Origin of the sequence: Luteimonas sp. 3794, from assembly GCF_031456825.1 — a bacterium.
Lineage (GTDB): Bacteria > Pseudomonadota > Gammaproteobacteria > Xanthomonadales > Xanthomonadaceae > Luteimonas.
Genome location: NZ_JAVDVJ010000001.1, coordinates 194503 through 221137 on the forward strand (window position 1 = coordinate 194503; position 26635 = coordinate 221137).

25 protein-coding genes are annotated in these 26635 nt (G+C 66.8%); 17 read left to right on the top strand and 8 right to left on the bottom strand.

Annotated elements, in window-relative coordinates:
* The first annotated feature begins 16 nt into the window (after window positions 1-16).
* Entirely contained in the window at window positions 17-742 is a 726-nt protein-coding gene (locus tag J2X52_RS00880) for an alpha/beta fold hydrolase (protein ID WP_310147489.1), read from the top strand.
* 117 nt (window positions 743-859) lie between these two features.
* Here the strand turns inward: J2X52_RS00880 and J2X52_RS00885 are convergent, their stop codons facing one another.
* The 5 genes from J2X52_RS00885 to rpmH all read right to left on the bottom strand — a co-directional run bounded on the left by J2X52_RS00885 (window position 860) and on the right by rpmH (window position 5821).
* On the bottom strand, window positions 860-1906 hold the full coding sequence (locus J2X52_RS00885; RefSeq protein ID WP_310147490.1) for an energy transducer TonB: 1047 nt from the start codon (window positions 1904-1906) through the stop codon (window positions 860-862).
* 166 nt (window positions 1907-2072) lie between these two features.
* Window positions 2073-3410: a tRNA uridine-5-carboxymethylaminomethyl(34) synthesis GTPase MnmE gene (gene mnmE, locus J2X52_RS00890; protein ID WP_310147492.1), complete on the bottom strand. Its 1338-nt coding sequence runs from the start codon at window positions 3408-3410 to the stop codon at window positions 2073-2075.
* Between the two features lie 66 nt (window positions 3411-3476).
* Window positions 3477-5189 carry a membrane protein insertase YidC gene (gene yidC, locus J2X52_RS00895; RefSeq protein ID WP_310147495.1) on the bottom strand — a complete coding sequence of 571 codons (1713 nt, stop codon included), beginning with the start codon at window positions 5187-5189 and terminating at the stop codon, window positions 3477-3479.
* Between the two features lie 13 nt (window positions 5190-5202).
* Window positions 5203-5619, bottom strand: coding sequence for a ribonuclease P protein component (gene rnpA, locus J2X52_RS00900; RefSeq protein WP_310147496.1), 417 nt, complete (start codon window positions 5617-5619; stop codon window positions 5203-5205).
* 61 nt (window positions 5620-5680) lie between these two features.
* A complete protein-coding gene (gene rpmH / locus J2X52_RS00905) occupies window positions 5681-5821 on the bottom strand; it encodes a 50S ribosomal protein L34 (RefSeq protein ID WP_047138036.1) in 141 nt (46 codons plus the stop codon).
* Window positions 5822-6028: 207 nt separating this feature from the next.
* Here rpmH and dnaA point away from each other — a divergent pair, with 207 nt between their 5' ends.
* From dnaA to J2X52_RS00955, 10 genes are all read left to right on the top strand, one after another.
* On the top strand, window positions 6029-7366 hold the full coding sequence (gene dnaA, locus J2X52_RS00910) for a chromosomal replication initiator protein DnaA (RefSeq protein ID WP_310148768.1): 1338 nt from the start codon (window positions 6029-6031) through the stop codon (window positions 7364-7366).
* 254 nt (window positions 7367-7620) lie between these two features.
* A complete protein-coding gene (gene dnaN, locus J2X52_RS00915; RefSeq protein ID WP_310147504.1) occupies window positions 7621-8721 on the top strand; it encodes a DNA polymerase III subunit beta in 1101 nt (366 codons plus the stop codon).
* A gap of 103 nt (window positions 8722-8824) precedes the next feature.
* Window positions 8825-9922, top strand: a complete 1098-nt coding sequence (gene recF, locus J2X52_RS00920) for a DNA replication/repair protein RecF (protein WP_310147506.1) — start codon at window positions 8825-8827, stop codon at window positions 9920-9922.
* A gap of 224 nt (window positions 9923-10146) precedes the next feature.
* Window positions 10147-12585, top strand: coding sequence for a DNA topoisomerase (ATP-hydrolyzing) subunit B (gene gyrB / locus J2X52_RS00925; protein WP_310147508.1), 2439 nt, complete (start codon window positions 10147-10149; stop codon window positions 12583-12585).
* A 99-nt stretch (window positions 12586-12684) separates the two neighbouring features.
* Window positions 12685-13494 carry a M48 family metallopeptidase gene (locus J2X52_RS00930; RefSeq protein ID WP_310147510.1) on the top strand — a complete coding sequence of 270 codons (810 nt, stop codon included), beginning with the start codon at window positions 12685-12687 and terminating at the stop codon, window positions 13492-13494.
* Between the two features lie 111 nt (window positions 13495-13605).
* Window positions 13606-14841 carry a tetratricopeptide repeat protein gene (locus J2X52_RS00935; protein WP_310147511.1) on the top strand — a complete coding sequence of 412 codons (1236 nt, stop codon included), beginning with the start codon at window positions 13606-13608 and terminating at the stop codon, window positions 14839-14841.
* Between the two features lie 135 nt (window positions 14842-14976).
* Window positions 14977-15642, top strand: a complete 666-nt coding sequence (locus J2X52_RS00940; RefSeq protein ID WP_310147513.1) for an energy transducer TonB — start codon at window positions 14977-14979, stop codon at window positions 15640-15642.
* Window positions 15643-15796: 154 nt separating this feature from the next.
* On the top strand, window positions 15797-16492 hold the full coding sequence (locus tag J2X52_RS00945; protein WP_236551143.1) for a MotA/TolQ/ExbB proton channel family protein: 696 nt from the start codon (window positions 15797-15799) through the stop codon (window positions 16490-16492).
* Window positions 16493-16529: 37 nt separating this feature from the next.
* Entirely contained in the window at window positions 16530-16952 is a 423-nt protein-coding gene (locus J2X52_RS00950; protein ID WP_310147515.1) for a biopolymer transporter ExbD, read from the top strand.
* 15 nt (window positions 16953-16967) lie between these two features.
* Window positions 16968-17378: a biopolymer transporter ExbD gene (locus tag J2X52_RS00955; RefSeq protein WP_310147517.1), complete on the top strand. Its 411-nt coding sequence runs from the start codon at window positions 16968-16970 to the stop codon at window positions 17376-17378.
* A 258-nt stretch (window positions 17379-17636) separates the two neighbouring features.
* Here the strand turns inward: J2X52_RS00955 and J2X52_RS00960 are convergent, their stop codons facing one another.
* The 3 genes from J2X52_RS00960 to cls form a co-directional block, all read right to left on the bottom strand.
* Entirely contained in the window at window positions 17637-18398 is a 762-nt protein-coding gene (locus tag J2X52_RS00960; protein WP_310147519.1) for a pyridoxine 5'-phosphate synthase, read from the bottom strand.
* Complete coding sequence (locus tag J2X52_RS00965; RefSeq protein ID WP_310147521.1) at window positions 18395-18676, bottom strand: hypothetical protein; 282 nt, start codon at window positions 18674-18676, stop codon at window positions 18395-18397. Before J2X52_RS00965 ends, J2X52_RS00960 begins: the two co-directional genes overlap by 4 nt.
* Window positions 18677-19043: 367 nt before the next feature.
* Window positions 19044-20486, bottom strand: coding sequence for a cardiolipin synthase (cls, locus tag J2X52_RS00970; RefSeq protein WP_310147522.1), 1443 nt, complete (start codon window positions 20484-20486; stop codon window positions 19044-19046).
* Between the two features lie 297 nt (window positions 20487-20783).
* On the opposite strand from cls, the gene J2X52_RS00975 reads away from it, so the two are divergent.
* From J2X52_RS00975 to J2X52_RS01000, 6 genes are all read left to right on the top strand, one after another.
* Window positions 20784-21305, top strand: coding sequence for a hypothetical protein (locus J2X52_RS00975; RefSeq protein ID WP_310147524.1), 522 nt, complete (start codon window positions 20784-20786; stop codon window positions 21303-21305).
* Window positions 21305-21922, top strand: coding sequence for a hypothetical protein (locus J2X52_RS00980; RefSeq protein ID WP_310148771.1), 618 nt, complete (start codon window positions 21305-21307; stop codon window positions 21920-21922). Before J2X52_RS00975 ends, J2X52_RS00980 begins: the two co-directional genes overlap by 1 nt.
* A gap of 51 nt (window positions 21923-21973) precedes the next feature.
* Window positions 21974-23542 (top strand): adhesin, encoded by a 1569-nt coding sequence (locus J2X52_RS00985; protein WP_310147526.1) that lies wholly within the window; start codon window positions 21974-21976, stop codon window positions 23540-23542.
* A 183-nt stretch (window positions 23543-23725) separates the two neighbouring features.
* A complete protein-coding gene (locus J2X52_RS00990) occupies window positions 23726-24421 on the top strand; it encodes a C39 family peptidase (RefSeq protein ID WP_310147528.1) in 696 nt (231 codons plus the stop codon).
* Between the two features lie 13 nt (window positions 24422-24434).
* Window positions 24435-25196, top strand: a complete 762-nt coding sequence (locus J2X52_RS00995) for a hypothetical protein (RefSeq protein ID WP_310147529.1) — start codon at window positions 24435-24437, stop codon at window positions 25194-25196.
* Window positions 25197-25311: 115 nt separating this feature from the next.
* A complete protein-coding gene (locus J2X52_RS01000) occupies window positions 25312-26613 on the top strand; it encodes a hypothetical protein (protein ID WP_310148773.1) in 1302 nt (433 codons plus the stop codon).
* The last annotated feature ends 22 nt before the right edge of the window (window positions 26614-26635 follow it).

The following is a 26635-nucleotide window of genomic DNA, read 5'->3' on the forward strand; positions in this document are numbered from 1 at the left end:
CGATTCCACTGAAGCCGTGACCGGCAAGACGCCGCTGCTGTTGCTGCCGGGCCTGCTATGCACCGCCCGGTTGTGGCAGGCGCAGATCGACGCGCTCGGCGATGTCGCCGACCCACACGTCGCAGATCTCAGCCAGGACGACAGCATCGGCGCGATGGCCGAGCGCGCACTCGCCGATGCGCCCCCGCGCTTCGCCCTCGCCGCGCTGTCGATGGGCGGCTACGTCGCCTTCGAAATCCTGCGCCGCGCGCCCGAGCGCGTGAGCCGTCTCGCGTTGATCGCAACCAGCGCGCGTCCCGATTCTCCGGAGCGCGCCGCGCAGCGTCGCCGCGGCATCGATGTGATCGGTCGCGGCCGCTTTGTCGGCGTGACCCGGCACCTGCTGCCGAGCCTGGTGCACCCGGCGCACATCGACGGCCCGATCGGCGAGATCGTGCAGTCGATGGCACGCGAGGTCGGCGCCGAGGGCTATCTGCGCCAGCAGGCGGCGATTCTCGAACGTCCGGATTCGGTACCCACGCTCGCGCGCATCGATGTGCCGACCTTGATCGTCGTCGGCGAGGAGGATCGCCTGACACCGCCAATCGAGGCGGCGGCCCTGCATGCGGGCATCGCGGGGTCTGCCTTGCACCGACTCGAAGCGTGCGGGCATCTGCCACCGCTCGAACGCCCAGTCGAGACGTCAGGATTGCTGCGGGCGTGGATGGGGCCATCCATAAACGTGCCCGAGCGCCTGCGCTGAACCTGTCAGGCGTGCCCAGCGCTGCGGATGCCTCGCCACTGCGGGTGGAACGGGGCGCGACCAGACCGCCCCGCTGTATCGCCGCGCGCCCGTCGCAAGGCACGCACGGCGATCCGATCAGTTGGCCGTGGGCGAGAACCCGATCGTCCGCCGCGTGGTCACCGGGGCCGGCACGGGCTCGAACCGCCAACGGCGCACCGCTGCCAGCGCCTCGCGATCGAAGGTGCGCGGCGGATCCGCGCGGACCACGCGTGCGTTATTGACCGAACCGTCGACGCCGACGGTGAATTCGACCATCACCTCACCACTGGTGCCGGCGCGCAGCGCATCGGCCGGATAGCGGGGGGCCGGTGTGCTCAGTGGACGGAGCTGCGCCGCAGCGGCGGCGGGCGCCGGGGTCGCGGGCGCGGGCGGCGGGGTGTCCTGAGGCGCGGGTGCCGGCCGCGCCGACGCCTGCCGCGCAGCTTCTTCCCGAGCGGCGGCCTGGCGGGCAGCTTCGTCGCGCGCGGCCTGCTCGCTGGCGGACTGCTGCTGGGCCAGCTGCTGGGCGGCCGCGGCCTGTTGCTGTTGCTGCTGCGCGACGCGTTCGCGTTCCAGGGTCTGCGCGCGCTGGGCTTCCTGTTCCGCGGTCAGGGCCTGCTGCTCGACGCGGGCCGCGGCCTGCTCTTCAGCGGTGGCGATGCTCGCGCGCAGGCGCTCGAGCGCGGGGTGGCTGCTGTCGGCGCGCTCGATCAGCCCCAGCAGACGCCGGGCCTCGGCGTAATCGCCGCGGTCGCGGCTCTGTTCGGTGGCGATCACGCTCATCGGCAGCAGATCGATCAGTGCACTCGACGCAGCGGCGTCGCCGGCCTGCTTCTCGCGCAGCGCCAAGTAGTACTCCATCGCGTTCTCGCCGGCAGGCGCATACAGCCGACTCTCCTGGTAGGCGACCGCGCCTGCGCTGCGCAGTTCCTCCACCGAGAGGCCCGCGATCGCGTCGTCGGCGGCCTGCTGACGCGCAGCGGCCTGCTGGCTGGCCTGCGCGGTGACCGCGCCCGGCTCCTCCGCGACCGGCGCCTGCGCGTCGTCGCTGCGCCCGCAGGCGGCCAGTACACAGACGAGACCCACGGCGGCGGCCAGCCGCGCGCGAGACGCGCGACGGGTCGTCGGAATCTTCGAGACCATCATCTTTCCCCAAGGATGCATGTCCGCAAGAGTGCGTAGAACGCGTCAGCGGAGACGATTTGTCAATCCTTGCGATGGATTCAGCCCGATCGGCGACTCGGATCAAGCCAGCATCTTGCCAGCCGGTTCGCCGTCGATGGCGCCCGTTCGCGGCTCAAGCCGGCGGCTATTTGCCGATGCAGAAACTCGAAAAGATATGGCCGAGCAGAGCGTCGGGCAGGATCCGACCGGTGATCGCGCCGACCGCATCGTGGGCCACGCGCAGCGATTCGGCCGCCAGTTCGAGATGCTGCGCGGCGAGCGTGCCGCGGGCGTCGTCGACGGCGTCGGTGGCGTCGCGCAGCGCATCGACGTGCCTTTGACGCGCGGTGAACGCGCCTTCGCCTGCTAGCTGGTCACCGCCGAGCCGCGCCTGCAGCGAAGCGCGTAGCGCGTCGAGGCCGGCGCCTGTGTGCGCCGATATCTGCAGGGCGTCCGCCACGCCGGGGGCGCCGCATTGGAGCAGGTCCGCCTTGTTGTGGACCACGATGCGATCGGCTACATCGAGGATCGCATCGTGTACCGACGCCCACCCGGCGGCGGGATCGCGTGCATCGAGCACCACCAGTGCGAGATCGGCGCGCTGCAACTCGGCACGTGCGCGGCGCATGCCTTCGCGTTCGATCGCGTCGCCCGCGCTGCGCAGGCCCGCGGTATCGACCAGGGTCAGTTCGACGCCGCCGATGCGCAGCGTCTCGTGCAGCAGGTCGCGTGTAGTGCCGGCGATGTCGGTGACGATCGCGCGGTCCACGCCGGCCAGCGCATTGAGCAGCGAACTCTTGCCCGCGTTCGGCGGACCGACGATCACCGCGTGCAGGCCGTCGCGCAATCGTCGGCCCTGTTCGGCTTCGGCCAGCAGTTGCGACAGCGACGCGGCGAGTGCGTCAATGCGACGCGCGACCTCATCGCCGCCGAGCGTGTCGATCGGCTCGTCGGAGAAATCGATCATTGCCTCGATGTAGACGCGCAGATGCAGGAGCTCGGCGGCGAGTGCCTCGCAGCGATCGGAGAACACGCCGTCGAGTGCGCGCCGGGCCGCGCGTGCGGCGCGTTCGTCGCCTGCGGCGATCAGGTCAGCGACCGCTTCGGCCTGGGCCAGATCGAGACGGCCATTGAGAAACGCGCGTTCGCTGAACTCACCGGGCCGCGCGAGGCGCGCGCCCAGCGTGCGACAGCGCGACAGCAGCTGCTGCAGTACGACCGGGCTGCCATGCGCCTGCAGTTCGACGACATCCTCGCCGGTGTAGCTGGCCGGGCCGGGAAACGCGAGCGCGAGGCCGTCGTCGAGCACGGCGCCATCGGCATCGCGGAAACGCACGTGATGCGCATGGCGCGCGCGCAACGCGCGTCCGCACACCGTGCGTGCGATCGATAGCGATGCCGGTCCCGACAGGCGCACGATGCCGACGCCGCCCGCGCCAGGCGCAGTGGCGATGGCGGCGATGGTTTCGGTCGATGTGGTCATGTCGCTCCTCCTCAACGCACGAGCCCGCCATGCGGCGGGCTCGTGGAGATTGCGTCAGCGCGGCCGTCAGGCCTTCGCCGGCGCCTCGCTGTAGCGGCGGATCATCCACCACTGCTGCAGCAGGCCGAGGCCGCCGTTGGTGACCCAGTACAGCACCAGACCGGACGGGAAGAAGATCATGATCGCGCCGAACACCAGCGGCATGAACTGCATGATCTTCTGTTGCATGGGGTCCATGCCGACCATCGGCGTGAGCTTCTGCGTCGCCCACATGATCGCGATGTTGAGCACAGGCAGAATGAAGTACGGATCGCGCGCGGTCAGATCCTGGATCCACAGCATCCACGGCGTGTGGCGCAGCTCCACCGACTCGAGCAGCACCCAGTACAGCGCGAAGAACACCGGCATCTGCAGCAGCACCGGCAGGCAGCCGCCGATCGGGTTGATCTTCTCTTTCTTGTAGAGCTCCATCATCGCCTGCTGGAACTTCTGCTTGTCGTCGCCGTAGCGCTCCTTGAGCTGGGCGATGCGCGGCTGGAACTTGCGCATCTTCGCCATGGACTTGTATTGGGCGACCGACAGCGGATACAGCGCCAGCTTGACCAGCAGCACCAGACCGATGATCGACCAGCCCCAGTTGCCGATCAGGCCGTGCAGCTTGGCGAGGATCCAGAACAGGCCTTCGCCGAGCATCGCGAAGATCGAGAAGCGGCTGTAATCGACAACGCGATCCAGGCCACGTACGCCCTGGGCCTGGATCAGGTCGACCTGCTTGGGTCCGACCCACAGACGCGCAGTGGTCGAGGCCTGCTGGCCGGCGGGCACCGCGATCGGCGCACCGAATTCGCGGATCAGATACCGCGGCGCGCCGGTGCTGCGATCGACCTGCATCGAGATCGTGCCGGTGTCGTCGGGACGCGGAATCCACGCACTGAAGAAGTGATGCTGGACCATCGCGATCCAGACCTGGCTGTCCTTGGCATTGAGCGGACCATCGTCCTCGAAATCACCGAGCTGGCGCCGGCCGTAGCCGACCTCGCCGCCGAACCAGGTCGCGCCGACCAGGCTGTAGGACTCGGGATTGGTCATGCCGCGCTTGACCGCCGGTGCGGTACGGATCAGCTGACGGTAGGGGAAGCCCTGCCACGCGGCAGTGCCGGTGTTGACAATCTCGTCGCGGACTTCGATCGCGTAGTCGCCACGGGTCAGCACGAAGCTGCGGCGGATCGTGACGCCGTCGGCGCCGGTCCAGAGGAACGGCACGATGACGGTGTTCTCGCCGTCGGCGAGTGCTGCCGATGTGGCGGTGCCTTCCGGGACGAACTGGCCCTCGTGGCTCGGCGCGGCATTGCTGCTGCTGACCCAGCCGGTTTGCGCGGCGTAGTAGTGCAGCGGGTCGGTGTCGAACATCCGCACCGGCGGCGCGCCGTCGTCGCGGGTCTGCGGATACGCCAGCAGGTCGGCTTCGATCACGTTGCCGGCGTCGAGCACCACCCGCAACACGTCGGTCTGGGCGACGACCCGCCGCGCGGCCGGTCCAGGCTCGGCGCCCAGAGGCGCAGCGCCCGGCGCGGGCGGCACCGGCGCGGCATTGGTGGGGGCGGTCGGCACGGCCGCGCTGCCGGCGGTGGCGCCCGGCACGGTGACTGACGGCGACGCCTGGCCCGCGCTGGTCTGCGGCTGGGTCGCGGCAGCAGTCTTTTCCTTGCCCCACTCCATCCACAACAACACGGCCACCATCAGCCAGGCGAGGACGAGGAAAGTACGAATCTGGTTCATCAGGCAGGCAAGCTCATGCGCCGGGCGTCACCGGCGTGGATGGAATCGAGGAGGCGGGCATTGTGCCGGCCGCAGATGACGGCGGCAACGCGCGGGCACGCCGCAACACGGTCAGAAAGGCGGCGCGTAGTGCCGGATTGTCGGCCTGCGCCGCGGCCGGACGGGCCACGACAACGTAGCTGCCGGGCGCCAACTGCGGCTGCATCAGGCGGAAGGCATCGCGCAGTACGCGCTTGATCCGGTTGCGACCGACGGCGCGCTTGTCGACCTTGCGCGAAACCGCGAGGCCTAGACGCGCCGGACCTTCTTCGGACAACAGGTGGACGGCCAGCATCGGCGACGCGGTCCGCGTCGCACTGGCGAAGATTCGATCGAAATCCGCGCGCGCGCGCACACGCACGTGCCGCGGATAGCGGACACCGGCGGTCATGGAAGCAGCGCTGCAGAACGGGTCGGGAGTGCGGAGACGCGACTCACCGACCCGGAGGGCTTCAGGCCGAGAGGACCTTGCGGCCCTTCGCGCGACGACGCGCGAGGATCTTGCGGCCGTCGGCCGTCGCCATGCGGGCACGGAAACCGTGATCGCGCTTGCGCTTGAGGTTGCTGGGCTGATAGGTGCGCTTGGTAGCCATGGTCGAGCCCTTCGGGCAACGTGACGAATAGAACCGGAAATTCTAGCGGCGTACTGCGCGTCCGGTCAAGCCAGTCCGTACAACGGGTCCGCGAAGGCCGCTCGGCGCGGGGCCGCGGGTGGCGACATGATAGTCTGCGTGCCCTTCCCCGGCGACCTTGCCGCGCACCTGCGTGGTGGCGCCCGCTTTGTCGAATTCCGCCGCATGATGGATGCCTGGCCCCGCTGCCTTCAACGCCTCGAAGCCGAGTTTCCGGCCGAGGATGTCCACACCTGGCTCAAGCCGCTGCAGGCCCAGGCCGACGACCGCTCGACCGTGCTCTACGCGCCCAATGCCTTCGTCCGCGACGAAGTGCAGGCGCGTTACATGCCGCGCATCCGCGAACTGCTGGCGCATTTTGCCGGCGTCGAGGAAGTGAGCCTGCAGGTCGGCTCGATGCCGCGCGCCGTGCTGCCACCGGCTGCGACCGGGTTTTCGGGTGGCGATGCGCGGGCTGTGCCTGCCGCGCCGATCGAAGCCTTCGGCGGCAACATGGACAGCCACTACACCTTCGACAATTTCGTCGAGGGCCGCAGTAACCAGATGGGCCGCGCGGCCGCCTGGCAGGCCGCGCTCAAGCCCGGCGACCGCGCCCACAACCCGTTGCTGCTCTACGGTGGCACGGGCCTGGGCAAGACCCATCTGATGTTCGCCGCCGGCAACGCGATGCGCCGGGCCAATCCCCGTGCGCGCGTGCTGTACCTGCGGTCGGAGGAGTTCTACAGCGCGTTCTTCCGCTCGATCCAGGAAAAGACCTCGGACCAGTTCAAGCGCCAGTTCCGCCAGATCGACGCGCTGCTGATCGACGACATCCAGTTCTTCGCCGGCAAGGACCGCACCCAGGAAGAGTTCTTCCACACCTTCAACACGCTGTTCGACAGCAAGCAGCAGATCATCATGACCTGCGACCGCTATCCGCGTGAGGTGGAAGGCCTGGAGCCGCGGCTGAAGTCGCGCTTGGCCTGGGGCCTGTCGGTGGCGATCGACCCGCCCGATTTCGAGACCCGCGCGGCGATCGTACTGGCCAAGGCTGCCGAGCGCGGCACCCAGGTGCCCGACGACGTGGCGTTCCTGCTGGCCAAGAAGATGCACTCGAACGTGCGCGACCTCGAAGGCGCGCTCAATACGCTGGCCGCACGCGCGAACTTCATGGGCCGCGCGATCACCGTCGAATTCGCCCAGGAAACGCTGCGCGACCTGCTGCGCGCCCAGCAGCAGGCGATCAGCATGTCCAACATCCAGAAGGTCGTGGCCGATTACTACGGCCTGCAGATCAAGGACCTGCTCTCCAAGCGCCGTACGCGCTCGCTGGCGCGTCCGCGTCAGGTGGCGATGGCGCTGTCCAAGGAACTCACCGAGCACAGCCTGCCGGAGATCGGCGAGGCCTTTGCAGGCCGCGACCACACCACCGTGCTGCACGCCTGCCGGCAGATCCGCACCCTGATCGAAAGTGACGGCAAACTCCGCGAGGACTGGGACAAGCTGATCCGTAAACTCAGCGAGTAAGCTGTGCATCGCCGGGCCCTGCACAACACGGGGACCGGAGGTGGAGAGCCTGTGGACAACTTGAGGGGTCAAAAGTTGTCCACAGCTTGATCCACCCCTCCACACCGCACTGTCCACCGGGTTTGAAGGTCAAAAAAATACAATAGATTCAGCGGTTTGCAGTAGATACCAACCGATTTTGGCCTTACCCAGCACCACCATTTTTAGATTTATATCCTTTTTATAAAAGCACGGGACAAGGGGATAACACCGACATGCGTTTCAGTCTCCAACGCGAAACACTGCTCAAGCCGCTGGCCCAGGTCGTCAACGTCGTCGAGCGCCGCCAGACCCTGCCCGTGCTGGCCAACCTGCTGGTCCAGGTCCAGGACGGTCAGTTGTCGTTGACCGGTACGGATCTCGAAGTCGAGATGATTTCGCGCCGCGCGGTCGAAGACGCACAGGACGGCGAGACCACGATTCCGGCGCGGAAGCTGTTCGACATCGTTCGCGCACTGCCCGACGGCAGCAAAGTCGTGATCTCTCAGGCGGGTGAGAAAATCACCGTGCAGGCCGGCCGCAGCCGCTTCACGCTGTCGAGCCTGCCGGCCGGAGATTTCCCCTCGGTGGACGAGGTCGAAGCCACCGACCGCATCGCGGTACCCGAAGCTGCGCTCAAGGAACTCATCGAGCGCACCGCATTCGCGATGGCGCAACAGGACGTGCGCTACTACCTCAACGGCCTGTTGTTCGATCTCGGCGACACGCGCCTGCGCTGCGTGGCCACCGACGGCCATCGCCTCGCGCTGTGCGAGACGACGCTGGAAACGGCGGTGCAGACCAAGCGCCAGATCATCCTGCCGCGCAAGGGCGTGACCGAGTTGCAGCGCCTGCTTGAAGGCGGCGACAAGATTCTTGAGCTGGAACTCGGCCGCAACCACCTGCGGGTCAAGCGCGACGATGTGACCTTCACCAGCAAGCTCATCGACGGCCGCTTCCCGGATTACGAGGCGGTGATTCCGATCGGCGCCGACCGCGAGGTCACGATCGATCGCGAACTGTTGCGCGCCGCCTTGCAGCGCGTGGCGATCCTCTCGAACGAGAAGTACCGCGGCGTGCGGCTGGAAGTCTCGCCGGGCACTGTGCGCATCAACGCGCACAATCCCGAGCAGGAAGAGGCGCACGAGGAAGTAGAAGCCGATACCAAGGTCGACGACCTGGCGGTGGGCTTCAATGTGAATTACCTGCTGGATGCGCTCACCGCCCTGCGCGGCGAACAGGTGATCCTGAAGCTGCGCGATGCGAATTCGTCCGCGCTCGTGCGCGAGGCAACCGACGAACGCAGCCGTCACGTGGTGATGCCGCTGCGTCTCTGACGCGCTCGGTAGACTGGGCGCCCGTCGCCCACACATGTTTCACGTGGAACACGACGCCCGGCTTGCCGGGCGTCTTTCGTTCTAGCCTGTCTTCAGGACTTCCGTGCAGATCACCCGCTTCGACCTCCACAACGTGCGTAATCTGCAGCCCACCTCGCTGCGGCCCGGACCCCGCTTGAATCTGCTGCTGGGTGACAACGGCGCTGGCAAGACCAGTGTGCTGGAAGGACTGCACTTGATGGCCTACGGCCGCAGCTTTCGTGGCCGGGTCCGCGACGGGCTGGTGCAGCGCGGCCGCGAAGCGGTCGAGCTCTACGCGGAGTGGCGAGAGGATCCGGCCCATCCGGAGCGCCTGCGCCGCGCGGGCCTGCGGCACACCGGCCAGGACTGGAGCGGACGCCTGGATGGCGAAGACGTCGCCCAACTCGGAGATCTGTGCGCGGCGTTGATGGTCGTCACCTTCGAACCCGGCAGCCATGCGCTGATCTCCGGCAGCAGCGAGGTCCGCCGCCGCTTTCTCGATTGGGGACTGTTCCACGTGGAACAGGACTTTCTGCAGCAATGGCGCCGGTATGCCCGGGCGCTGCGACAACGCAATGCGCTGCTGAAGTCCGGCGCCGGTGGCTCGCAGCTCGACGCGTGGGATCACGAGCTCGCCGATGCAGCGCTCCCGCTCGATACCCGGCGCGAGGCCTATCTGCAGCGGTTGCAACTCGCTGTGCAAGCGGTGGCCGCACAGGTCGCGCCTGCGCTCGGCACGCCGGAACTCCTGTTCCTGCCCGGCTGGCGCCGCCAGGAGCTTTCATTGGCCGATGCCCTCGTCGTGGCCCGGGACCGCGACCGCGCAGCGGGCCATACCAGCGTGGGACCGCATCGCGCCGACTGGCGGATCCGTTTCGATGACCGGCCGGAACAGTCGCTGCTGTCGCGTGGTCAGGCCAAACAGTCGGCGCTGTGTTGCCTGCTCGCGCAGGCCCGGGACTGCGCCGACCGCTTCGAAGGACGCTGGCCGGTGATCGCGCTCGACGACCTGGCCTCTGAACTGGACAGGCATCACCAGCGACAGGTGCTCGCGTATCTGCGGGACGCGGGCGCGCAGGTGTTGATCACCGGTACCGAGCGTCCTGAGCACTGGCCGTCAGAGGTGCTCGAAAACGCAACGACGTTCCACGTGGAACATGGACGCGTCAGCCAGGTTTGAATCCACCGTGGAGTTCACCGGACGGGGTCTCAGGTTCCACGTGAAACAGCGTCGGACGCAGATTCGGCCTCGCTGATCTCCACTGGTGTTCCACGTGGAACACCGGCCGGAGGGGGCGGCCCGAACTGCTATAATTCCGCCCTTGCGGCCCATTCCTGCCGCGTGCGACCGGTGCTCCGGACGCCGCGCACGGACGCCGCGCTCCCGGCCAGACAGCGAACCGAATGAGCGACGAGACGATCTCCAGCGGCGCCCCCGCCAACTCCGATTACGATTCCAGCCGAATCACCGTCCTGCGTGGCCTCGAGGCCGTGCGCAAGCGTCCCGGGATGTACATCGGCGATGTGCACGACGGCACCGGCCTGCACCACATGGTGTTCGAAGTCGTCGACAACTCGATCGACGAGGCGCTGGCCGGTCACGCCGACGACATCGTGGTCACGATCCACGAAGACGGTTCGGTCTCGGTGTCGGACAACGGCCGCGGTATCCCGGTCGACATCCACAAGGAAGAAGGCATTTCGGCGGCAGAGGTCATCATGACCCAGCTGCACGCCGGCGGTAAGTTCGACGACAACAGCTACAAGGTGTCCGGCGGCCTGCACGGCGTTGGCGTGTCGGTGGTGAACGCGCTGAGCGAGAAGCTCACCCTCGACATCTGGCGCGACGGCTACCACCACCACCAGGAATACGCGATGGGCGAGGCCTTGGCGCCCGTCCAGCAGGGCGAGGCCTCGACCAAACGCGGCACGCTGCTGCGCTTCTGGCCGGCGGTGTCGACGTTCTCCGACGTGACCTTCCATTACGACATCCTGGCCCGGCGTCTGCGTGAGCTGTCATTCCTCAATTCCGGTGTCCGGATCAATCTGGTCGATTTGCGCGGCGATGGCCGCCGCGACCTGTTCGAATACGAGGGCGGCATCCGCTCCTTCGTCGAGCATCTGGCACAGCTCAAGACCCCGCTGCATCCGAACGTGATCTCGGTGACCGGCGAGCAGAGCGGCATCACGGTCGACGTCGCCCTGCAGTGGACCGATGCCTACCAGGAAACGATGTTCTGCTTCACCAACAACATTCCGCAGAAGGACGGCGGCACCCATCTGATCGGCTTCCGCGCGGCGCTGACGCGCACGCTGACGAATTACATCGAGCGCAACGGCATCGCCAAGCAGGCCAAGGTGGCGCTGTCGGGCGACGACATGCGCGAAGGCATGATCGCCGTGTTGTCGGTGAAGGTGCCGGACCCAAGCTTCTCCTCGCAGACTAAGGAAAAGCTGGTGTCCTCCGAGGTGCGCCCGGTGGTCGAGAGCGCATTCGGCCAGCGATTGCAGGAATTCCTCGACGAGAACCCGGCCGAAGCCCGCGCCATCGCCGGCAAGATCGTCGATGCCGCCCGCGCACGCGAGGCTGCGCGCAAGGCGCGCGATCTGACGCGTCGCAAGGGCGCGCTCGACATCGCCGGCCTGCCGGGCAAGCTGGCCGACTGCCAGGAGAAGGATCCGGCGCTGTCGGAACTATTCATCGTCGAGGGTGACTCGGCGGGTGGTTCCGCCAAGCAGGGTCGCAACCGCAAGAACCAGGCGGTGCTGCCGCTGCGCGGCAAGATCCTCAACGTCGAGCGTGCGCGCTTCGACCGCATGCTCGCCAGCGCCGAGGTCGGCACGCTGATCACCGCGCTGGGCACCGGCATCGGCAAGGACGAGTACAACCCGGACAAGCTGCGCTACCACCGCATCATCATCATGACCGACGCCGACGTGGACGGATCGCACATCCGCACGCTGCTGCTGACGTTCTTCTACCGGCAGATGCCGGAGCTGATCGAGCGCGGCTACGTCTATATCGGTCTGCCGCCGCTGTACAAGATCAAGCAGGGCAAGAACGAGATCTACCTCAAGGACGACGCCGCGCTCGATGCCTACCTCGCCGGCAATGCGGTCGAGGGCGCCGGGCTGACGCCTGCCGCTGGCGAGCCCGCGATCGAGGGCTCCGCGCTGGAGAAGCTGCTGCTGGTGTTCGCGGCGGCGAGAGAAACCATCAACCGCAATGCGCACCGCTACGATCCGGCGGTGATGGAACTGCTGCTCGACGTGGCGCCGATCGCCATCGGTAGTGATGACGAGGTCGCCACGACGCTGCGCGGCCTGGAGGCGCGTCTGAATCAGAAGGGGCTCGGGCGTCCGCGCTACCGGTTCGGCATCCAGCCCGCCACTGAAGCACGCGGCGCGGTGCTGACGATTGATCGCCAGCATATGGGGCTGGATGTCGTGCAGCTGGTGCCACTGGCCACGCTGGAGACCGGCGAACTCCGCGCAATCGGCGAGGCGGCCCGGCAGTTGCACGGTCTGATTCGCGAGGGCGCGCAGATCGTGCGGGGCAACCGCGCGCAGCCGATCAAATCCTTCGCCGAGGCGCAGGCCTGGCTGCTCGATGAAGCCAAGCGCGGTCGCCAGATCCAGCGCTTCAAGGGTCTGGGTGAGATGAATCCCGAGCAGCTCTGGGACACCACGGTGAACCCGGAAACCCGCCGCCTGCTGCAGGTGCGGATCGAGGACGCGGTCGCCGCCGACGAGATCTTCAGCACGCTGATGGGCGATGTGGTCGAGCCGCGGCGCGCATTCATCGACGACAACGCGCTGAAGGTTGCCAACCTCGACGTGTGATCCCGCGGGCAGCCCGCGCCTCCGTCCTGAGGCGCGGTTGACGGCACGTTAATCCGCGCCGTTCTAAAAGGTGGGTTCTTGAACAGGGGAGTCACACCCATGAAAACGCCCATCGCTGCACTTGCGGCGGCCGTGTTGCTCGCCGGCTGCGCGACCACCACCTCCCCGACCGGACGTACCCAGTACGTCGGTGCCGTGACCGCGGCGCAGCTCAACCAGATGGGTGAGCAGGCGTTCGCCGAAACCAAGACCCAGATGCGCGCCTCGCCGGATGCTAAGCAGCAGGCGTATGTGCGCTGCATCGTCACCGACATCGTGCGCGAGCTGCCGGCCAACTGGCAGCAGCTCAACTGGGAATCGGTGGTGTTCGTCGACGACAACCCCAACGCATTCGCGCTGCCGGGCGGCAAGGTCGGCGTGCACACCGGCATCCTCAAGGTCGCGCAGAACCAGGATCAGCTGGCCGCGGTGATCGCGCACGAGATCGGCCACGTCTACGCCAACCATCACGATGAGCGCATCACCCGGCAGATGGGCGCGCAAGGCCTGCTGGGCGTCGCTGGCGCTGCGCTGGGCTCCCGCTACGGCGAAGGTGCGCAGCAGTCGGCGAACCAGCTTGGCGGCGCGGCGTTGCAGACGACCTTTCTGCTGCCCGGCACCCGCGTCCAGGAAACCGAGGCCGACGTGGTCGGCCAGGACCTGATGGCCAAGGCCGGCTTCGATCCGCGCGCTGCGGTGGGCCTGTGGCAGAACATGATCGCCGCCAGTGGCGGCAATCGTCCGCCGCAGTGGCTCTCGACCCATCCCAATCCCGAGAACCGCATCAGCGAACTGCAGACACGCGCGGCCCGCCTCGTGCCGACCTACGAGCAGGCCCAGGCCGCAGGCAAGCGACCCCGCTGCGGTTGAGCATGTTTTCACCGGCCCCTGCACGCATCTCCGCAACCATCCGGCGATAATCGCCATCTCCAGACTCCGGCCCCCGGCGTACCGCGGGCCTCCTGCCAATCGAGGTGCACCATGTCGAAGTCCCGCATGTCCCAGCAGGCGCTTGCCGCTGCCCTGACCACCGCCCTGATCGCATTCGCTGCCCCGTCCATGGCACTCGCGCAGGATGAAGGCAGCGACCGCAGCAGCCGCGCCGACCGGTCCGCACGCAGCGCCGATCGCAGCGAACGCCGCAACTCGCGACAGTCCACGCAGAAGGCGGAGGCGCTGTATCCCAATAGCAGTCGCCAGGAGCCGGGCGTGTCCGCCAGCCAGCGTCTGATCAAGCAGCTCAACACCCTGTCGGAAGCGGGCAATGCGTCGGATGCGGCCAAGGGCCTGCCGGTGGCCGACGAGATCCTCGGCAACAGCGCGGCCAATGCCTACGACAAGTCGATGGCCGCGCTGCTCGCGGGCCAGCTGCTCCTCAACGAGGACAACGACCGCGCAATGGCCTACCTCAACCAGGCGATTGACCTCGGCGGCCTGGACAACAACAACCACTTCCAGGCGATGCTGATCATTGCCCAGCTGCAGGCGCAGGAAGACCAGTACGCCCAGGCACTCGCCTCGCTCGATCGCTACATCACCGAATCGGGTTCGACCGATGCCAAGGACCAGGCGCTCAAGGGCAACCTGCTCTATCGCCTCGAGCGGTATCCGGAGGCGATCGCGACGCTCAAGCCGCTGGTCGATGCAGGTGGCGACGTCGATCCGCAGTGGACCCAGATCCTGATGGCGTCGTATGCAGAATCGGGCAATAGCGCCGAGGCGACCCGCCTCGCCGAACAGGTCGCCCAGGCGACGCCGGACGACAAGCGCTCGCAGGTCAATCTCGCCGTGTCGTATCTGCAGACCGACCAGAACGACAAGGCGATCGAGGTGTTCGAGCGTCTGCGCGCCTCGGGCCAGCTCACCGAAGAAAGCGAGTACCGCAACCTCTACGCGCTGTATCTCAACAGCGACAACAAGGAGCGTGAAGCGATCGCCGTGATCAACGAAGGCCTGCAGAAAAACATCCTCAAGGAGGATTACCGCACGATGGCGGCGCTCGGCCAGGCCAATTATTTCAGCGATCAGATCGAGCCCGCGATCGCGGCATGGCGCAAGGCCGCCCCGCTGGCGGAAACCGGCGACACGTACCTCAACCTCGCGCGCGCGCTGCACCAGGAAGGCCGCGCGGCAGAAGCGAAGGAAGCCGCGCGTCAGGCCATCGCGAAGGGCCTGAAATCCAATACCGACGCGGAGCGCATCCTCTCCGGCCGTTAAGAAAAAATTTGACCTCACCATGGATGGTGCTGGTCACTTGGATTGGTATAAGCTTTCGGGTTCCTGCCGACCTGACAGGTCGGCAGTTCAACTTTTCCACCGGGTGTTCGACCCGGCCTCACCAGAGTTCTCCGCATGACGCAACGCTCGACGACGACCGACAGGAACGACGAAGACGAGGGCCTGAACTGGGGCCGCATCGCCGGCTTCACGATGGTGGTCGCGTTCCACGCTGCTGCGATCATGCTGCTGCTGGCGCCTGTCAATCCGCCGAACGCGGCAGCACAGGAAGAAGCGGCCACGCGTGTCGTGATCATCGAGCCGCCGCCGCCGCCGCCGCCACCGCCGCCGCCGCCGCCGGAACCGCCGAAGCCGACGCCGATCAAGGAACTCACCCCGCCGCGTCCGACGCCGGTCCCACCGCCGCCGGAATCGCCGCCGGTCGTGTTCGACGATCCGTCGCCGATGGATACGCCTGCGCCGCCGCCCGCGCCGCCGTCGCCCCCCGCGCCGTCCGCCGACATCGGCGCCAGCGTGGACATCTCGTCGAAGAACATGAATCCGCCGCGCTATCCGCCTGCCGCTGCACGCGCGCAGATCGAGGGCACGGTGATCCTGGTGATCGATGTCGATGCCAATGGCAACGTCACCAATGTGTCGGTCGAGAAGTCCAGCCGTAACCGTGACCTTGATCGCGCCGCGATCGAAGCCGCACGCAAGTGGTCGTTCACACCGGCAACAAAGGACGGCCGCCCTGCGGCGGGTCGCGTCCGCGTTCCGGTCGACTTCAACCTCGGTTGATCGACCCGCTCCATCCGAATGCACCGGCGTCTTTCGGGACGTCGACAATTACGCGTCAACGTTCCACTCTTCAAACCACTACATCTAGAAGGTAAGCGTCATGCTGCAGGAAACCACCAACGCCGCTGTGTCCAACGCTGCCGGTCTGGAGTCGATGGGCTTCGCTGACATGATCGAGCACATGGACGCGGTCAACTGGACCGTGCTCATCGTTCTGATCGTGATGTCGGCTATGTCGATCTTCTGGATCATTTTCAATGCGATCAAGGCCGCGCGCCTGAAGGGCAGCACCGATCGCGTGATCAACACGTTCTGGGAAACCTCGAACGCGCAGGACGCAATCCGCTTCATGGAAGAGCAGCCCAAGAGCGAGCCCTTCTCGAAGGTCGCCCTTGACGCCGCACAGGCCGCCGCGCATCACCAGCGTCATGAAGGTTCGCGTCTGGTCGAGTCGCTGAACCGTTCGGAATTCGTCGATCGCGCCCTGCGTCAGGCCGTGACCCGCGAATCGCTGAAGCTTGAAGACGGTCTGACCGTTCTCGCGACCGTCGGTGCGACTGCGCCGTTCGTGGGTCTGCTCGGTACGGTGTGGGGCATCTATCGCGCCCTGATCCGCATCGGTGCCAGCGGCCAGGCCGACATCGGCGCGGTGGCGGGTCCCGTCGGCGAGGCGCTGATCATGACCGCGATCGGTCTGGGCGTCGCGATTCCGGCCGTGCTGGGCTACAACTTCTTCGTCCGTCTGAACCGCGGTACGAACAACAAGCTCGACACCTTCGCGCACGACCTGCACGACTTCTTCGCCACCGGTTCGCGCGTCGGCGAGACGCCGGCTCCGGCCAAGGTCTAAGAAGCGCGCACGTCAGTAGCGACAACGGAGTTCAGATATGGCTTTCAGCTCAGGTGGTGGCAACGACAAGGTCAATGCCACGATCAACATCGTCCCGCTTGTCGACGTCATGCTGGTGCTGCTGATCATCTTCATGGTCACGGCACCCCTGATGGCGCACAAGGTGCAGGTCGAACTGCCGGAAGCGAATCTCGACGAGCGGCCAGAGAACGTCCCCGGCGCGACGCCGTTGACGGTAGCGGTCACCGAAACCGGTGACATCTACCTCAACGACGAGCCGGTGACGCTCCAGCTGCTGGAGAGTGCCTTCTCGGTCGAGGCCCAGAAGACGCCGCAGCCGCCGGTCAACATCCGTGGCGACTCGACGACGAAGTACCGGACGATCAACGAGGTGGTCAACACTGCGCAGGCCCAGGGCATGCGTAAGGTCGGCTTCATCGCGACGGTCGAAAACAGGTAAACCGGAGCAACACGCATGGCATTTTCATCCGGTGGCGAAGGCCCAATGGCCGACATCAACATCATTCCGCTCTGCGACGTGATGTTGGTGCTGCTGATCATCTTCATGGTGACGGCGCCGAAGGCTTCCTATCCAATCGACATCGATCTTCCGCAGCGTTCAACGACGCCGCCGGAGAATCCGGTGGAACCACCGGAGCCGATCCGGCTGCGCATCGACGGTTCGGGCCAGATCTTCTGGAACGACAGCCCGACGCCAGTTTCGGCACTGCGCAACATGATGGAGTCGGAAGTTCAGCGTGACCCGACCAATCAGCCGACGCTCGAGATCGACACCAGTGGCGACGCCGATTACGGCGTGCTGGCCAAGGTGTTGGCGGAAGCGAAGAACGCGCATATGCAGAAGATCGGTTTCGTGCGCCAGTAAATCGCAGTCCACACCGGTGCGGGCCTGCAGCACGCACAGGTGAACGATGCAGTGATTTGAACGCCGCCTTCGGGCGGCGTTTTTTTGTGCGCGGCGGGAAACGCGAGCGGTCAACGCAGGGTCGAGTCAGCCGGTTCTGACCATGGTGGTCGCGCGATCTCCCGCTGCAGCCTGGAATGAGGTCGCAGCATCGATACGTGCGAATGCGCGCCAGGCAAGGCATCGATCAAGCAGTAGAACCCAGACCCAATGCGCGGATCAGCAGTGGGCGGCGGCCTTCTCGAGGATCGCGAGATAGCGACGCACAGTGGGTTCCAGACCGTCGTACAACGCCTCGCCGATCAGCGCGTGGCCGATCGAGACTTCATCGACATCGCCGAGGGCGACGAGAAATGCAGCGAGATTGGCTTGGCTGAGGTCGTGGCCGGCATTGACCCCGAGTCCGGCGGCACGTGCGGCGCGTGCCGTGGACACGAATGCGGGCAGCGCCGCATCCGGCGTGCCGGCTTCAAAGGCTTCGGCCCACGGCCCGGTATAGAGCTCGATCCGATCGGCGCCGGTGGCGCGCGCCGCCTCGACGTCTGCGCCGGCATTGGCGAACAGGCTGACGCGGCAGCCGAGATCGCGGAACGCGGCGACCAGCGGAATCAATGCGTCGCGCTCACGCGCGAAATCGAAGCCATGGTCCGACGTCAGTTGCGCATCGCCATCAGGAACCAGCGTGACCTGCGCCGGGCGCGTCTGCTCGCACAGCGCCAGCAGGCCCGGATAGCCTTCGCGCGGCGGTGCGAACGGGTTGCCTTCGATGTTGAACTCGACGCCGTGCTCGACCGTCAGCCGCGCCAAGGCCTGCACGTCACTGGCCCGGATGTGGCGGGCATCGGGCCGCGGGTGGACGGTGATCCCGTGGGCACCTGCATCAAGGCAGGCCTGCGCTGCGCGCACGACATCGGGATCGCGGCCGCCGCGTGAGTTACGCAGCACCGCAATCTTGTTGACGTTGACGCTGAGCCGGGTCACGGGCCTGCAGGAGGCGTGCGGGCCGGATCGTCGATAGGCGCCGCAGCAGCTGCGCGACGGGCATCGGCCTGCTCGCGCAGCCGGCGCAGTTCCACCGGATCGACCATCATCGCTTCGCTGCGACTCTGGTTGCCGACGCGCTGTGCCAAGAGGCCCAGGACGCCGATCACCACGAACACGAGCGACAGCACCAGCGCGATCGCCGCGAGCGGGACCGAGGTGGTGGTGAACGCGATGACGACCGCGCCGAGCGCGAGCAACAGGAACAACCAGGGCATGGGACGGGCTCCGCCTGACGTGTGAGCGAGTCTAAACCAGTCGCGCTGCAACCCGCGCTCGCATCTCGCTGCCCTGACGAACGTGCGAGCTCTGCGACGGACGGCAGCGTGCGTCACCGAGGTGTTGGCGCCGCGCCGCCGGGAACAGCGCCGGTTCTTGCGACGTACCGACGCGCTGGAATCACGCGCTTCCCGCGACTGCACTGTCATCCACCGGCACTGCGCGGCGCCAGATGCGATAAGCCCCGTGCGTGAAGACTCGCAGATTCGACCCGGCGTGGCCGTCCGCCTCGCCGGGTTTCGTGGCTAGCCCGGTTCCCATTTTGATCGTTGCGCGCGGCGCTGCTGGCCACGACACACCCTGCGCCTACAGCAGGGGCGAACACAGCCGTGCGAGTGCCTCGGGCAACCGTGCGGTCAGCAGGGGGCGGCGACGGCCCCGCTGCACGCGCGGTGCATTTGCGAATTCGCGTTCGATGTACTGCGCAAGCGCGCCGGCCATGCCGGCGTCGTCGAAGAGCACGGAGACTTCGAAGTTGAGCCGGAAGCTGCGGTGGTCGAAGTTCGCGCTGCCGATCAGTGCCAGATGATCGTCGACCAGCAGCGTCTTGCTGTGCAGCAGGCGCGAGCGGTACTCGTAGATCTTCACGCCGGCGACCAGCAGCTGCCCGAAGTACGAACGCGCGGCCAGCGTCACCAGCCTCGAATCACTGGTCTTGGGCACCAGCAGGCGCACGTCGAGACCGGCGAGGGCAGCGGATGTCAGCGCCATCATCGCGGCCTCGCCGGGCACGAAATACGGCGTGGTCATCCACACGCGCTGTTTCGCGGCATGGATCGCGCCGACGTGTACGCGATGGATCGCCTCCCAGTTGGAATCCGGGCCGGAGGTCAGTACCTGGGTGCGGATCGCCCCAGCGTCGGCGACCGGCGTCTGGCGTTCGATCTCGGCAAGAAAGTCGCGACGCCCGGTCGCATATGCCCAGTCCTCGGCGAACACCAGTTGCAGCACGCGCACTGACTTGCCGACCAGACGCATGTGCAGGTCGCGGTAGGCATCCGCGCGTAGCCGCTCGTCCTGTTGGTCGGTGATGTTCATACCGCCGGTGTAGCCGATGCGGCCATCGATCACGACGATCTTGCGATGCGTGCGCAGGTTGGTCCACGGCCGGCGCCAGATGCGGCCGAAGCGCATCGGGTGGAACCAGGCGAGTTCGCCGCCAGCCTCGAGTAGCGGTGCGAAGAACCTGCGCGAGGCTTTCGAGCCAACGAAGTCGAGCAGCACACGCACACGTACGCCGGCCCGCGCGCGTTCGACCAGCGCGTCGCGCAGGACGGCGCCGGTCGTGTCGGGCTCGTAGATGTAGTACTCGAGGTGGACGTGATGCTCGGCGCGGGCGATGTCGGCGAGCAGCGCGGTGTACTTCGCCGCGCCATCGATCAGCAGATCGACCTGCGCCGACGATGTTGCCGGCAGAGCGGTGGTCGCCTGCCCCAGACGGACGAGCTCGGCGCCCTCGCCCTGCTCGGATTCGATCTGCGCGCTGCGCATCGACGCGCGACTGTGGCTGCGGCGCAGACGGTTGCGGCGGATCTTCTGCGGTCCGAACACGTGATAGATCAGAAACCCTACATAGGGCAGCAGGGCGAGGCCCAGCAACCAGCTCAGGGTCGCCACCGGTTCGCGCTTCTGCAGCACGATCCACATACCCAGCACCAGCAGATACAGCGCCCAGCCCACCGCCAGCAGCGTCAGGAAATGCGGCATTGTCGCGAACGACTCCCAGGCGCGCTGCAGGGATGTGGACATGGGGGACTCGACAACAGCGCCGATCGCGCCGCGCACAGGGTAGAGGCGACCTGCGAAAAAGCGCAGTGCCGATGCACTGTGACCTGTGACAAACGGGTGTTGCATCCACGCAACACAGGTCCAGCCGCGCCACGGCGCGCTTGCAGGCCATCCACGGCGAATGCGCGTGTAACAGGACGCGACGATGTGCGTGACAGCACTCGCTCGGAGAACGTCCAAATAACTGATCTTTAAGGATAAAAGGACTTGGCACGCGCCCTGCGTTGACTCCCTCGCTGAAGAACCGGGGAGCCGACAATGCGCCAACCAATCCAGACGGGCCTGATCCTGCTGCTGCCGTGCCTGACCCTGGCCGCAGGTGCTGCCCAGGCTGCCGGCGCGCGCACCGGCGTGCATCCCACGCCCGGCGAGATGGTGCTGCTGCGCGACGTCAGTGCCCGTCATGCGGTGCGCCAGGCGCCCCCGGGCATCGGCCTGATCGTCGATCCGACACCGAACCGGCAACTGATGCCGTCGCTGCCCGGCGGCGAACTCAGCGACGCGGACTTCCTCGCGCTCGACACCGGCCACCAGGTGCAGGGCGCGATGCGCGGCAACGGCGGCATCGCCGCGCCGGTCACGCAGGTCCTGACCGGCACACTCGGCGGTGGCGCGACCGCGCGCGACGCCAGCGGCGTGCAGGGCGCCGGCACGCTGGGTGCGGCGACGGGCGGCGTCTCGGGCATGGTCACTGGCGCGACCCGCAGCATCGGCAGCCAGATCACCGGTGCGCTGTCGCAGATGCCCTTCGCCCAGCCGGGGAATGGAGGCGGGCCGTGATCCGCGTCGCCGCCTGCCTGGCGCTGGGCGTGCTCGCCGCGGTGCCCGCGCTCGCTGCCGACGACTACCCGGCGATGCTCGGCTATCTCACGCAGTCGCGTGTGGACGGCAATGCATTCGTCGGCGCGTCCGGCGCGATCGCGATCAATCTCGCCGCGGGCGATCTCAACCAGCAGGCGAACCTGCGCGCGATCGTGATCGGCACGCATGCGATCGCCAACACCGACGCACGCCAGTCGCGCCGTCGCGACTTCGCCACGACACCCGAGACGGCCACGGCCGTCATCGCCGGCAATGCACTCGCGGGTGCATCCGGCATCGCATCGATCAATCAGGCCAGTGGGGCCGGCAACGCGTCGTTCAACGCGGTGTCGCTCGCACTGGCGCAACAGGGCATACGCGAAGCCGACGACGACGGTTCGTTGTCGGCGGCGTTCGCGTCGGCGGGGCAACAGCACGGTTTCGAACACGGGGGCGCGACATCCGATCGTCGCGTGGCGTCCGTCGAGTCCACTGCACTGCAGGGCTTCGAAGGTGTGTTGCAGCTCAACCAGGTCGCGGGATCCGGGAACGACACCGGCAATACGCTGGCGATGTCGATCCAGGCGGGGCCGTGACCGGGCACTTCAACGGGAACTCCACGAGCAGACGAGAGAGAGAGCACAGACATGAAGACCATCAAGACCACCCTGCTGGCGATTGCCGTCAGCGCAGCCGGTGTCGGCGCAGCACACGCCCAAAGCGTTGACTGGCAGATCGTCGATTACGACATCACCATCGACGACACGCGCAACTATGAAACCAACGTCACCAACACCAATACCGACGTCAACCTCGAGTTGAACGCCTCGGCCAACCTCCTGCTGACGGCCGAAGCGGATCTGTACCTGCGCCAGAGCCTCGACCAGAGCGTGACCGAAACCACCGAGCGCAGCCTGACCGAAACCCATACGGTGGATTCCAGCGACTCCTTCGACCGCGCGGTGACCATCGACCAGAGCCTCGACGAGGCCCATCGCATCCGCACCAACCAGGTGTACGAGAACATCGACCGCACCGAGAACGTGAGTTCCGACATCCGTCGCGAACGCAACGAGCACGGCGTGTCGGTGAACCTCGAGAAGGATCTGTCGCTGAGTTCGGACATCGCCTTCAGCGGCGATCCGACGATCACCGGCAGCATCGATCTGGACTCGGCCGCGATCGCCGTGATCGACAACCGCCAGTCGGTGAGCGGCAACACCGGCCTGAACAAGGTGCTCGAGAACACCGCCAGCATCGCCGATGACGTGGGCTCGGAAGCCTCGGGCAACCTGCTGTTCAACGTCGCCGCGGGCGACAACAACGTGCAGGACAACGCTGCAGCACTGTCGGCCGCGGACGCGGGCTTCGCGTTCGGCCTCGCCGATGCCGAAGTGTTCGTGAACCAGACCGGTTCGCAGAACATGACGATGAACCAGGGCGTGACCAACGATGCGAGCATCGGCGGCAATGCGTTCTCGGCGGCGACCGGCAACATCGGCGTCAACGTCGCTTCGGGCAACAACAACGCGCAGAAGAACGCGATGGCCGCCTCGGTCGCCACCGCCGCCTACGCGCAGGCCAGCGTCAGCTCCAACCAGGCGTCCAGCGGCAATGTGACGTCCAACGCCGGCAGCTACGAGCGCTTCACCGATACCGTCAACGTGTCGCTCAGCGGCACGATGCGCGGTAACTCGATCGCGGTGGGTTATGGCGGTTACGAGGGCAGCACCAGCGGCACGTCAGACTCGCGGGGCAACGCCTACCAGCAGTCGAACTTCTACGCCGACATGTGGCAGGGCGAGCAGCACCCGGCCGGTCCGGTGATCGGACACGCGGACTTCGATGGCGCCTCGCAGGGCGCGGTGAACAACCCGTACCGCGGCTCCGACGAGCACGGCCCGATCGGTGGTCTCGCGTTCGATACCGACTCGCAAGGCACCTACGAGGGTTCGGAATCGGGCGAGCTGGCCTTCATCGAGCTGGGCTACACCGAGCTCGACGCTGCGCTCAGCGGCACGGTCACCACCTCGCGGTGGGTCGCGGTCGCGGCCACCAACGATGCCAGCCTGTCGGGCAGCGCCTTCAGTGCGGCGTCGGGCAACATCGGCGTGAACGTGGCGGCGGGTACCGGCAATCTGCAGGCCAATAGCCTGGCGATGGCGGTCGCGCAACCGGGCGCAGCAGCCCCGCCCCCGGGCGGTGGCGGCGAGTAAGCGCCCACGAGGTGTGACGTCCGGTCTGCCCCCAGGCCGGCGTCTCCCGGGAGCCCCGCGCCACATGCCCCGTGGCGCGGGGTCTTCCTTTCCAAACGCGTGGTTTCCATTGCCGGAGGCTGGCATCCAGTTCTGGCAATGGAAGCCACCCGGCGCGCACGGCGCGTGTCAGGAGTCGAATCCATGATCCGCAGCATGGCGGCCATCGCATTGGCGGTACTCGTTCTGGTTGGGCCCGTCCGCGCGGCCGAGGTGGCCTTCCACGGCATCCTGCCCAACGGCGCGGTGATGCCGGTCAAGGTGGAAAGCATGCGCGAAGCGCGCTTCCGCAACATCGTCCGCCAGCACACCGATTACAGCTGCGGCGCGGCGTCACTGGCCACGGTGCTCAAGTACGCCTACCGGCTCGATGTCGACGAGGCGACCGTCATCGAAGGGATGATGGGCCTGGCCGATCCGGACATCGTGCAGGCACGTGGTTTCTCGCTGCTGGACATCAAGCGCTACGTGGAATCGCTGGGCATGCGCGGCCGTGGCTACCGCATCGAGGAGGACCGCCTGCGCGCGTTGCGCGTACCCGGTTTGGTGCTGATGGATGTGCGTGGTTTCCGACACTTCGTCGTGCTCAAGCAGGTCAGCGGTGATTACGCCGAAGTCGCTGATCCGATCCTCGGCAACCGCAGTGTGCCGATGGCCGAGTTTCTCGAATCATGGCCGTCGCGGGCCATTTTCATCGTCATAGGCAGTGACTTCGACCGTTCGAGCGCGCTGTTGCAGCCGGTCGAGCGCCCGAGCGCGAAGCGGCTGTTCGCGCGTCAGGGACCGGTGACCGATGCCGAGCTTTTGGATTTCGGCTTCAGCCATGCGGACCTGTTCTGACAGGAGACATGAGATGCGCAATTACACGACATGGCTGGTGGCCATCGCCCTGGGCGCGAGCGTCGCGCCGGCGTGGTCCAGCGACCAGACGACTTCCCCGCGCGCCAGCGTCCTGCGCGAGATTCCCGACAGCGAACTCGGCGCGATGCGCGGCCGCTACATCGTCGGCGACAACCGCGTCGCCTGGTTCGGCGTGACCATGGTGTCGAACTGGGTCACCAGCGCCGGGCAATCGATACAGGGTGCGGTGAAGCTGGGCTTCGATCTGCGCGGTGCGAAGCCGGAGGTCAGCTTCCAGCCCAGCGTCACGATCACCGAACAGACACCGGCGCTGGCCGTCGCTGCGGGCACCGGCGACGTCGACGCGTCCGGACTCGCCAACGTCGGCGGACTGGTGCAGAGCGTGCAGGTCGCCGGCGACGGCAACATCGCGCGCAACGGCATGTCGCTGCAGGTGCGCGATGGCGACGTTCCCGTCGCGGCCGCGCACACCGGCAGCACGACGGTCGCCGACATGACGCTCAACGGCGCACACGCGCGAGCGTCGCTCGAGGACAGCGGCGCACGGATCCTGCTGCAGGTGTCCGGCCAGGGCACCGCCGAGCAATGGATCGATGCACGTTCGATCGGCCAGAGCATCCAGCTCGCCGGCAACGGCCAGGCGGTCGGCAACCAGTTGCAGCTGGATCTCGTGCGCCAGTCGGTGCCGTCCAGCCAGACCATCCACCAGAACCTGACCCAGGCCATCGGCATGACACGTGCCGGCGGTATCTGAGGCAGGCACACACACGCGTCGATGCGGGAGGGGCACCTTGAAATCGACACTGATACGCGTGCGAAGGCCATTGGCCATCGCGCTGGGAATCGTGCTGCTGTGGCCGGTGGTCGGCATGGCGCAGGACAGCGGGCAGATCACCGCAGAAGACCGCGCGCGCATGCAGCAGCTGCTGCAGGAGCTGCAGTCGCTGAAGCAGGATTACGCGCAGGAAGTGCGCCGGCTGCGCGAACTGGACATGCAGATCCAGGCGCTGCAGGCGCGCGTCGCCGGCGTGGCACCGGCCATCGCAGCGCGTGACGCGCTGCAGATGGCCGCGCAAACGGTCGCGCCTGCACCGGTGTCGTCGACGCCATCGACGAGTCCGCCTGCCAGTGCGGCCGCCGCGTCGGCGTCGCGCGGGGACGAAGGCTATGCCAGCACCGCCGAGGACGCACAGCGCGCCCAGGAAGCCGAGTCGCGCAGCGTCGCCGACGTCAAGCAGCAGAGCACCGCGCTGTTCAACCGCCGGCTCACGCTCGAGAACGGCATCAGCTACAACCGCTATGACCGCAAGCAGGTCACGCTCAACGGCTTTCTTGCGCTGGATGCGATCTTCCTCGGCAACATCGCGGTCGAGAACGTCGAATCGGACACGGTGAACTACAACTTCGCCGCGCGCTGGGGCGTCACGCCGCGGCTGAGCCTCAACCTCGACGTGCCTTACATCGCGCGCAAGACCGTCTATCAGAAGGGCGGCGCCGGCGGCGCGGCGGCTGCGATCGCGCAGGAGGAAACCGACGGTCACGGCCTGGGCGACATCAGCGCAAGTGCGAACTGGAAACTCTTCGGCGAGCGCGGGCCGTGGCCGGAGACCGTGCTCAATGTCGGCGTTACCGCACCGACGGGCCGCGAGCCCTACGGCATTCCGTGGCGTGTGCTCGAACGCGACTCCGACAATTTCATCCGCTTCGCCGTGCCCGAGGCGCAGCCCACCGGCAACGGCCTGTGGCAGGCGACCGTCGGACTGTCGGCGGTCAAGACCACCGACCCGGCGATCCTGTTCGGCAACGTCGGCTACGTGCGGTCGTTCGCAAAGGACTTCGGTGATCTGGACAACAACCCGGACACGACGAACCCCGGCCGGGTCGAGCTGGGTCATGCGTTCTACTTCGGCGCCGGCGTCGCATTCGCGTTCAATGAGCGCACCAGCCTGAGCATCTCCTTCAGCGACCGGCTCAACGCCCGTGCACGGACGCGCTACGAAGGCGGCGACTGGGTGAAGCTGATCGGCAGTGATGCGAACGCGGCGACGATGAGCCTCGGCGTCACCCATGCGATGACATCGAATGCGACCTTCGTCGGCGTACTCGGCATCGGTCTCACGCCGGATGCGCCGGATTTCAATCTGACGGTGAAGGTGCCCTACTCACTGTAGCGGAGCGCGTATCGTCGCGACG

What these genes read in the sequence shown, in the direction of transcription:
- J2X52_RS00885 (WP_310147490.1), bottom strand. Translation starts at nt 1,906, where the DNA reads ATGGTCTCGAAGATTCCGACGACCCGTCGCGCGTCTCGCGCGCGGCTG.
- J2X52_RS00950 (WP_310147515.1), top strand. Translation starts at nt 16,530, where the DNA reads ATGGCTTTCAGCTCAGGTGGTGGCAACGACAAGGTCAATGCCACGATC.
- J2X52_RS00940 (WP_310147513.1), top strand. Translation starts at nt 14,977, where the DNA reads ATGACGCAACGCTCGACGACGACCGACAGGAACGACGAAGACGAGGGC.
- J2X52_RS00930 (WP_310147510.1), top strand. Translation starts at nt 12,685, where the DNA reads ATGAAAACGCCCATCGCTGCACTTGCGGCGGCCGTGTTGCTCGCCGGC.
- J2X52_RS00995 (WP_310147529.1), top strand. Translation starts at nt 24,435, where the DNA reads ATGCGCAATTACACGACATGGCTGGTGGCCATCGCCCTGGGCGCGAGC.
- yidC (WP_310147495.1), bottom strand. Translation starts at nt 5,189, where the DNA reads ATGAACCAGATTCGTACTTTCCTCGTCCTCGCCTGGCTGATGGTGGCC.
- J2X52_RS00935 (WP_310147511.1), top strand. Translation starts at nt 13,606, where the DNA reads ATGTCGAAGTCCCGCATGTCCCAGCAGGCGCTTGCCGCTGCCCTGACC.
- J2X52_RS00945 (WP_236551143.1), top strand. Translation starts at nt 15,797, where the DNA reads ATGGGCTTCGCTGACATGATCGAGCACATGGACGCGGTCAACTGGACC.
- J2X52_RS00985 (WP_310147526.1), top strand. Translation starts at nt 21,974, where the DNA reads ATGAAGACCATCAAGACCACCCTGCTGGCGATTGCCGTCAGCGCAGCC.
- dnaN (WP_310147504.1), top strand. Translation starts at nt 7,621, where the DNA reads ATGCGTTTCAGTCTCCAACGCGAAACACTGCTCAAGCCGCTGGCCCAG.
- mnmE (WP_310147492.1), bottom strand. Translation starts at nt 3,410, where the DNA reads ATGACCACATCGACCGAAACCATCGCCGCCATCGCCACTGCGCCTGGC.
- dnaA (WP_310148768.1), top strand. Translation starts at nt 6,029, where the DNA reads ATGGATGCCTGGCCCCGCTGCCTTCAACGCCTCGAAGCCGAGTTTCCG.
- rpmH (WP_047138036.1), bottom strand. Translation starts at nt 5,821, where the DNA reads ATGGCTACCAAGCGCACCTATCAGCCCAGCAACCTCAAGCGCAAGCGC.
- J2X52_RS00990 (WP_310147528.1), top strand. Translation starts at nt 23,726, where the DNA reads ATGATCCGCAGCATGGCGGCCATCGCATTGGCGGTACTCGTTCTGGTT.
- rnpA (WP_310147496.1), bottom strand. Translation starts at nt 5,619, where the DNA reads ATGACCGCCGGTGTCCGCTATCCGCGGCACGTGCGTGTGCGCGCGCGC.
- J2X52_RS00975 (WP_310147524.1), top strand. Translation starts at nt 20,784, where the DNA reads ATGCGCCAACCAATCCAGACGGGCCTGATCCTGCTGCTGCCGTGCCTG.
- J2X52_RS01000 (WP_310148773.1), top strand. Translation starts at nt 25,312, where the DNA reads ATGGCGCAGGACAGCGGGCAGATCACCGCAGAAGACCGCGCGCGCATG.
- J2X52_RS00965 (WP_310147521.1), bottom strand. Translation starts at nt 18,676, where the DNA reads ATGCCCTGGTTGTTCCTGTTGCTCGCGCTCGGCGCGGTCGTCATCGCG.
- cls (WP_310147522.1), bottom strand. Translation starts at nt 20,486, where the DNA reads ATGTCCACATCCCTGCAGCGCGCCTGGGAGTCGTTCGCGACAATGCCG.
- gyrB (WP_310147508.1), top strand. Translation starts at nt 10,147, where the DNA reads ATGAGCGACGAGACGATCTCCAGCGGCGCCCCCGCCAACTCCGATTAC.
- J2X52_RS00955 (WP_310147517.1), top strand. Translation starts at nt 16,968, where the DNA reads ATGGCATTTTCATCCGGTGGCGAAGGCCCAATGGCCGACATCAACATC.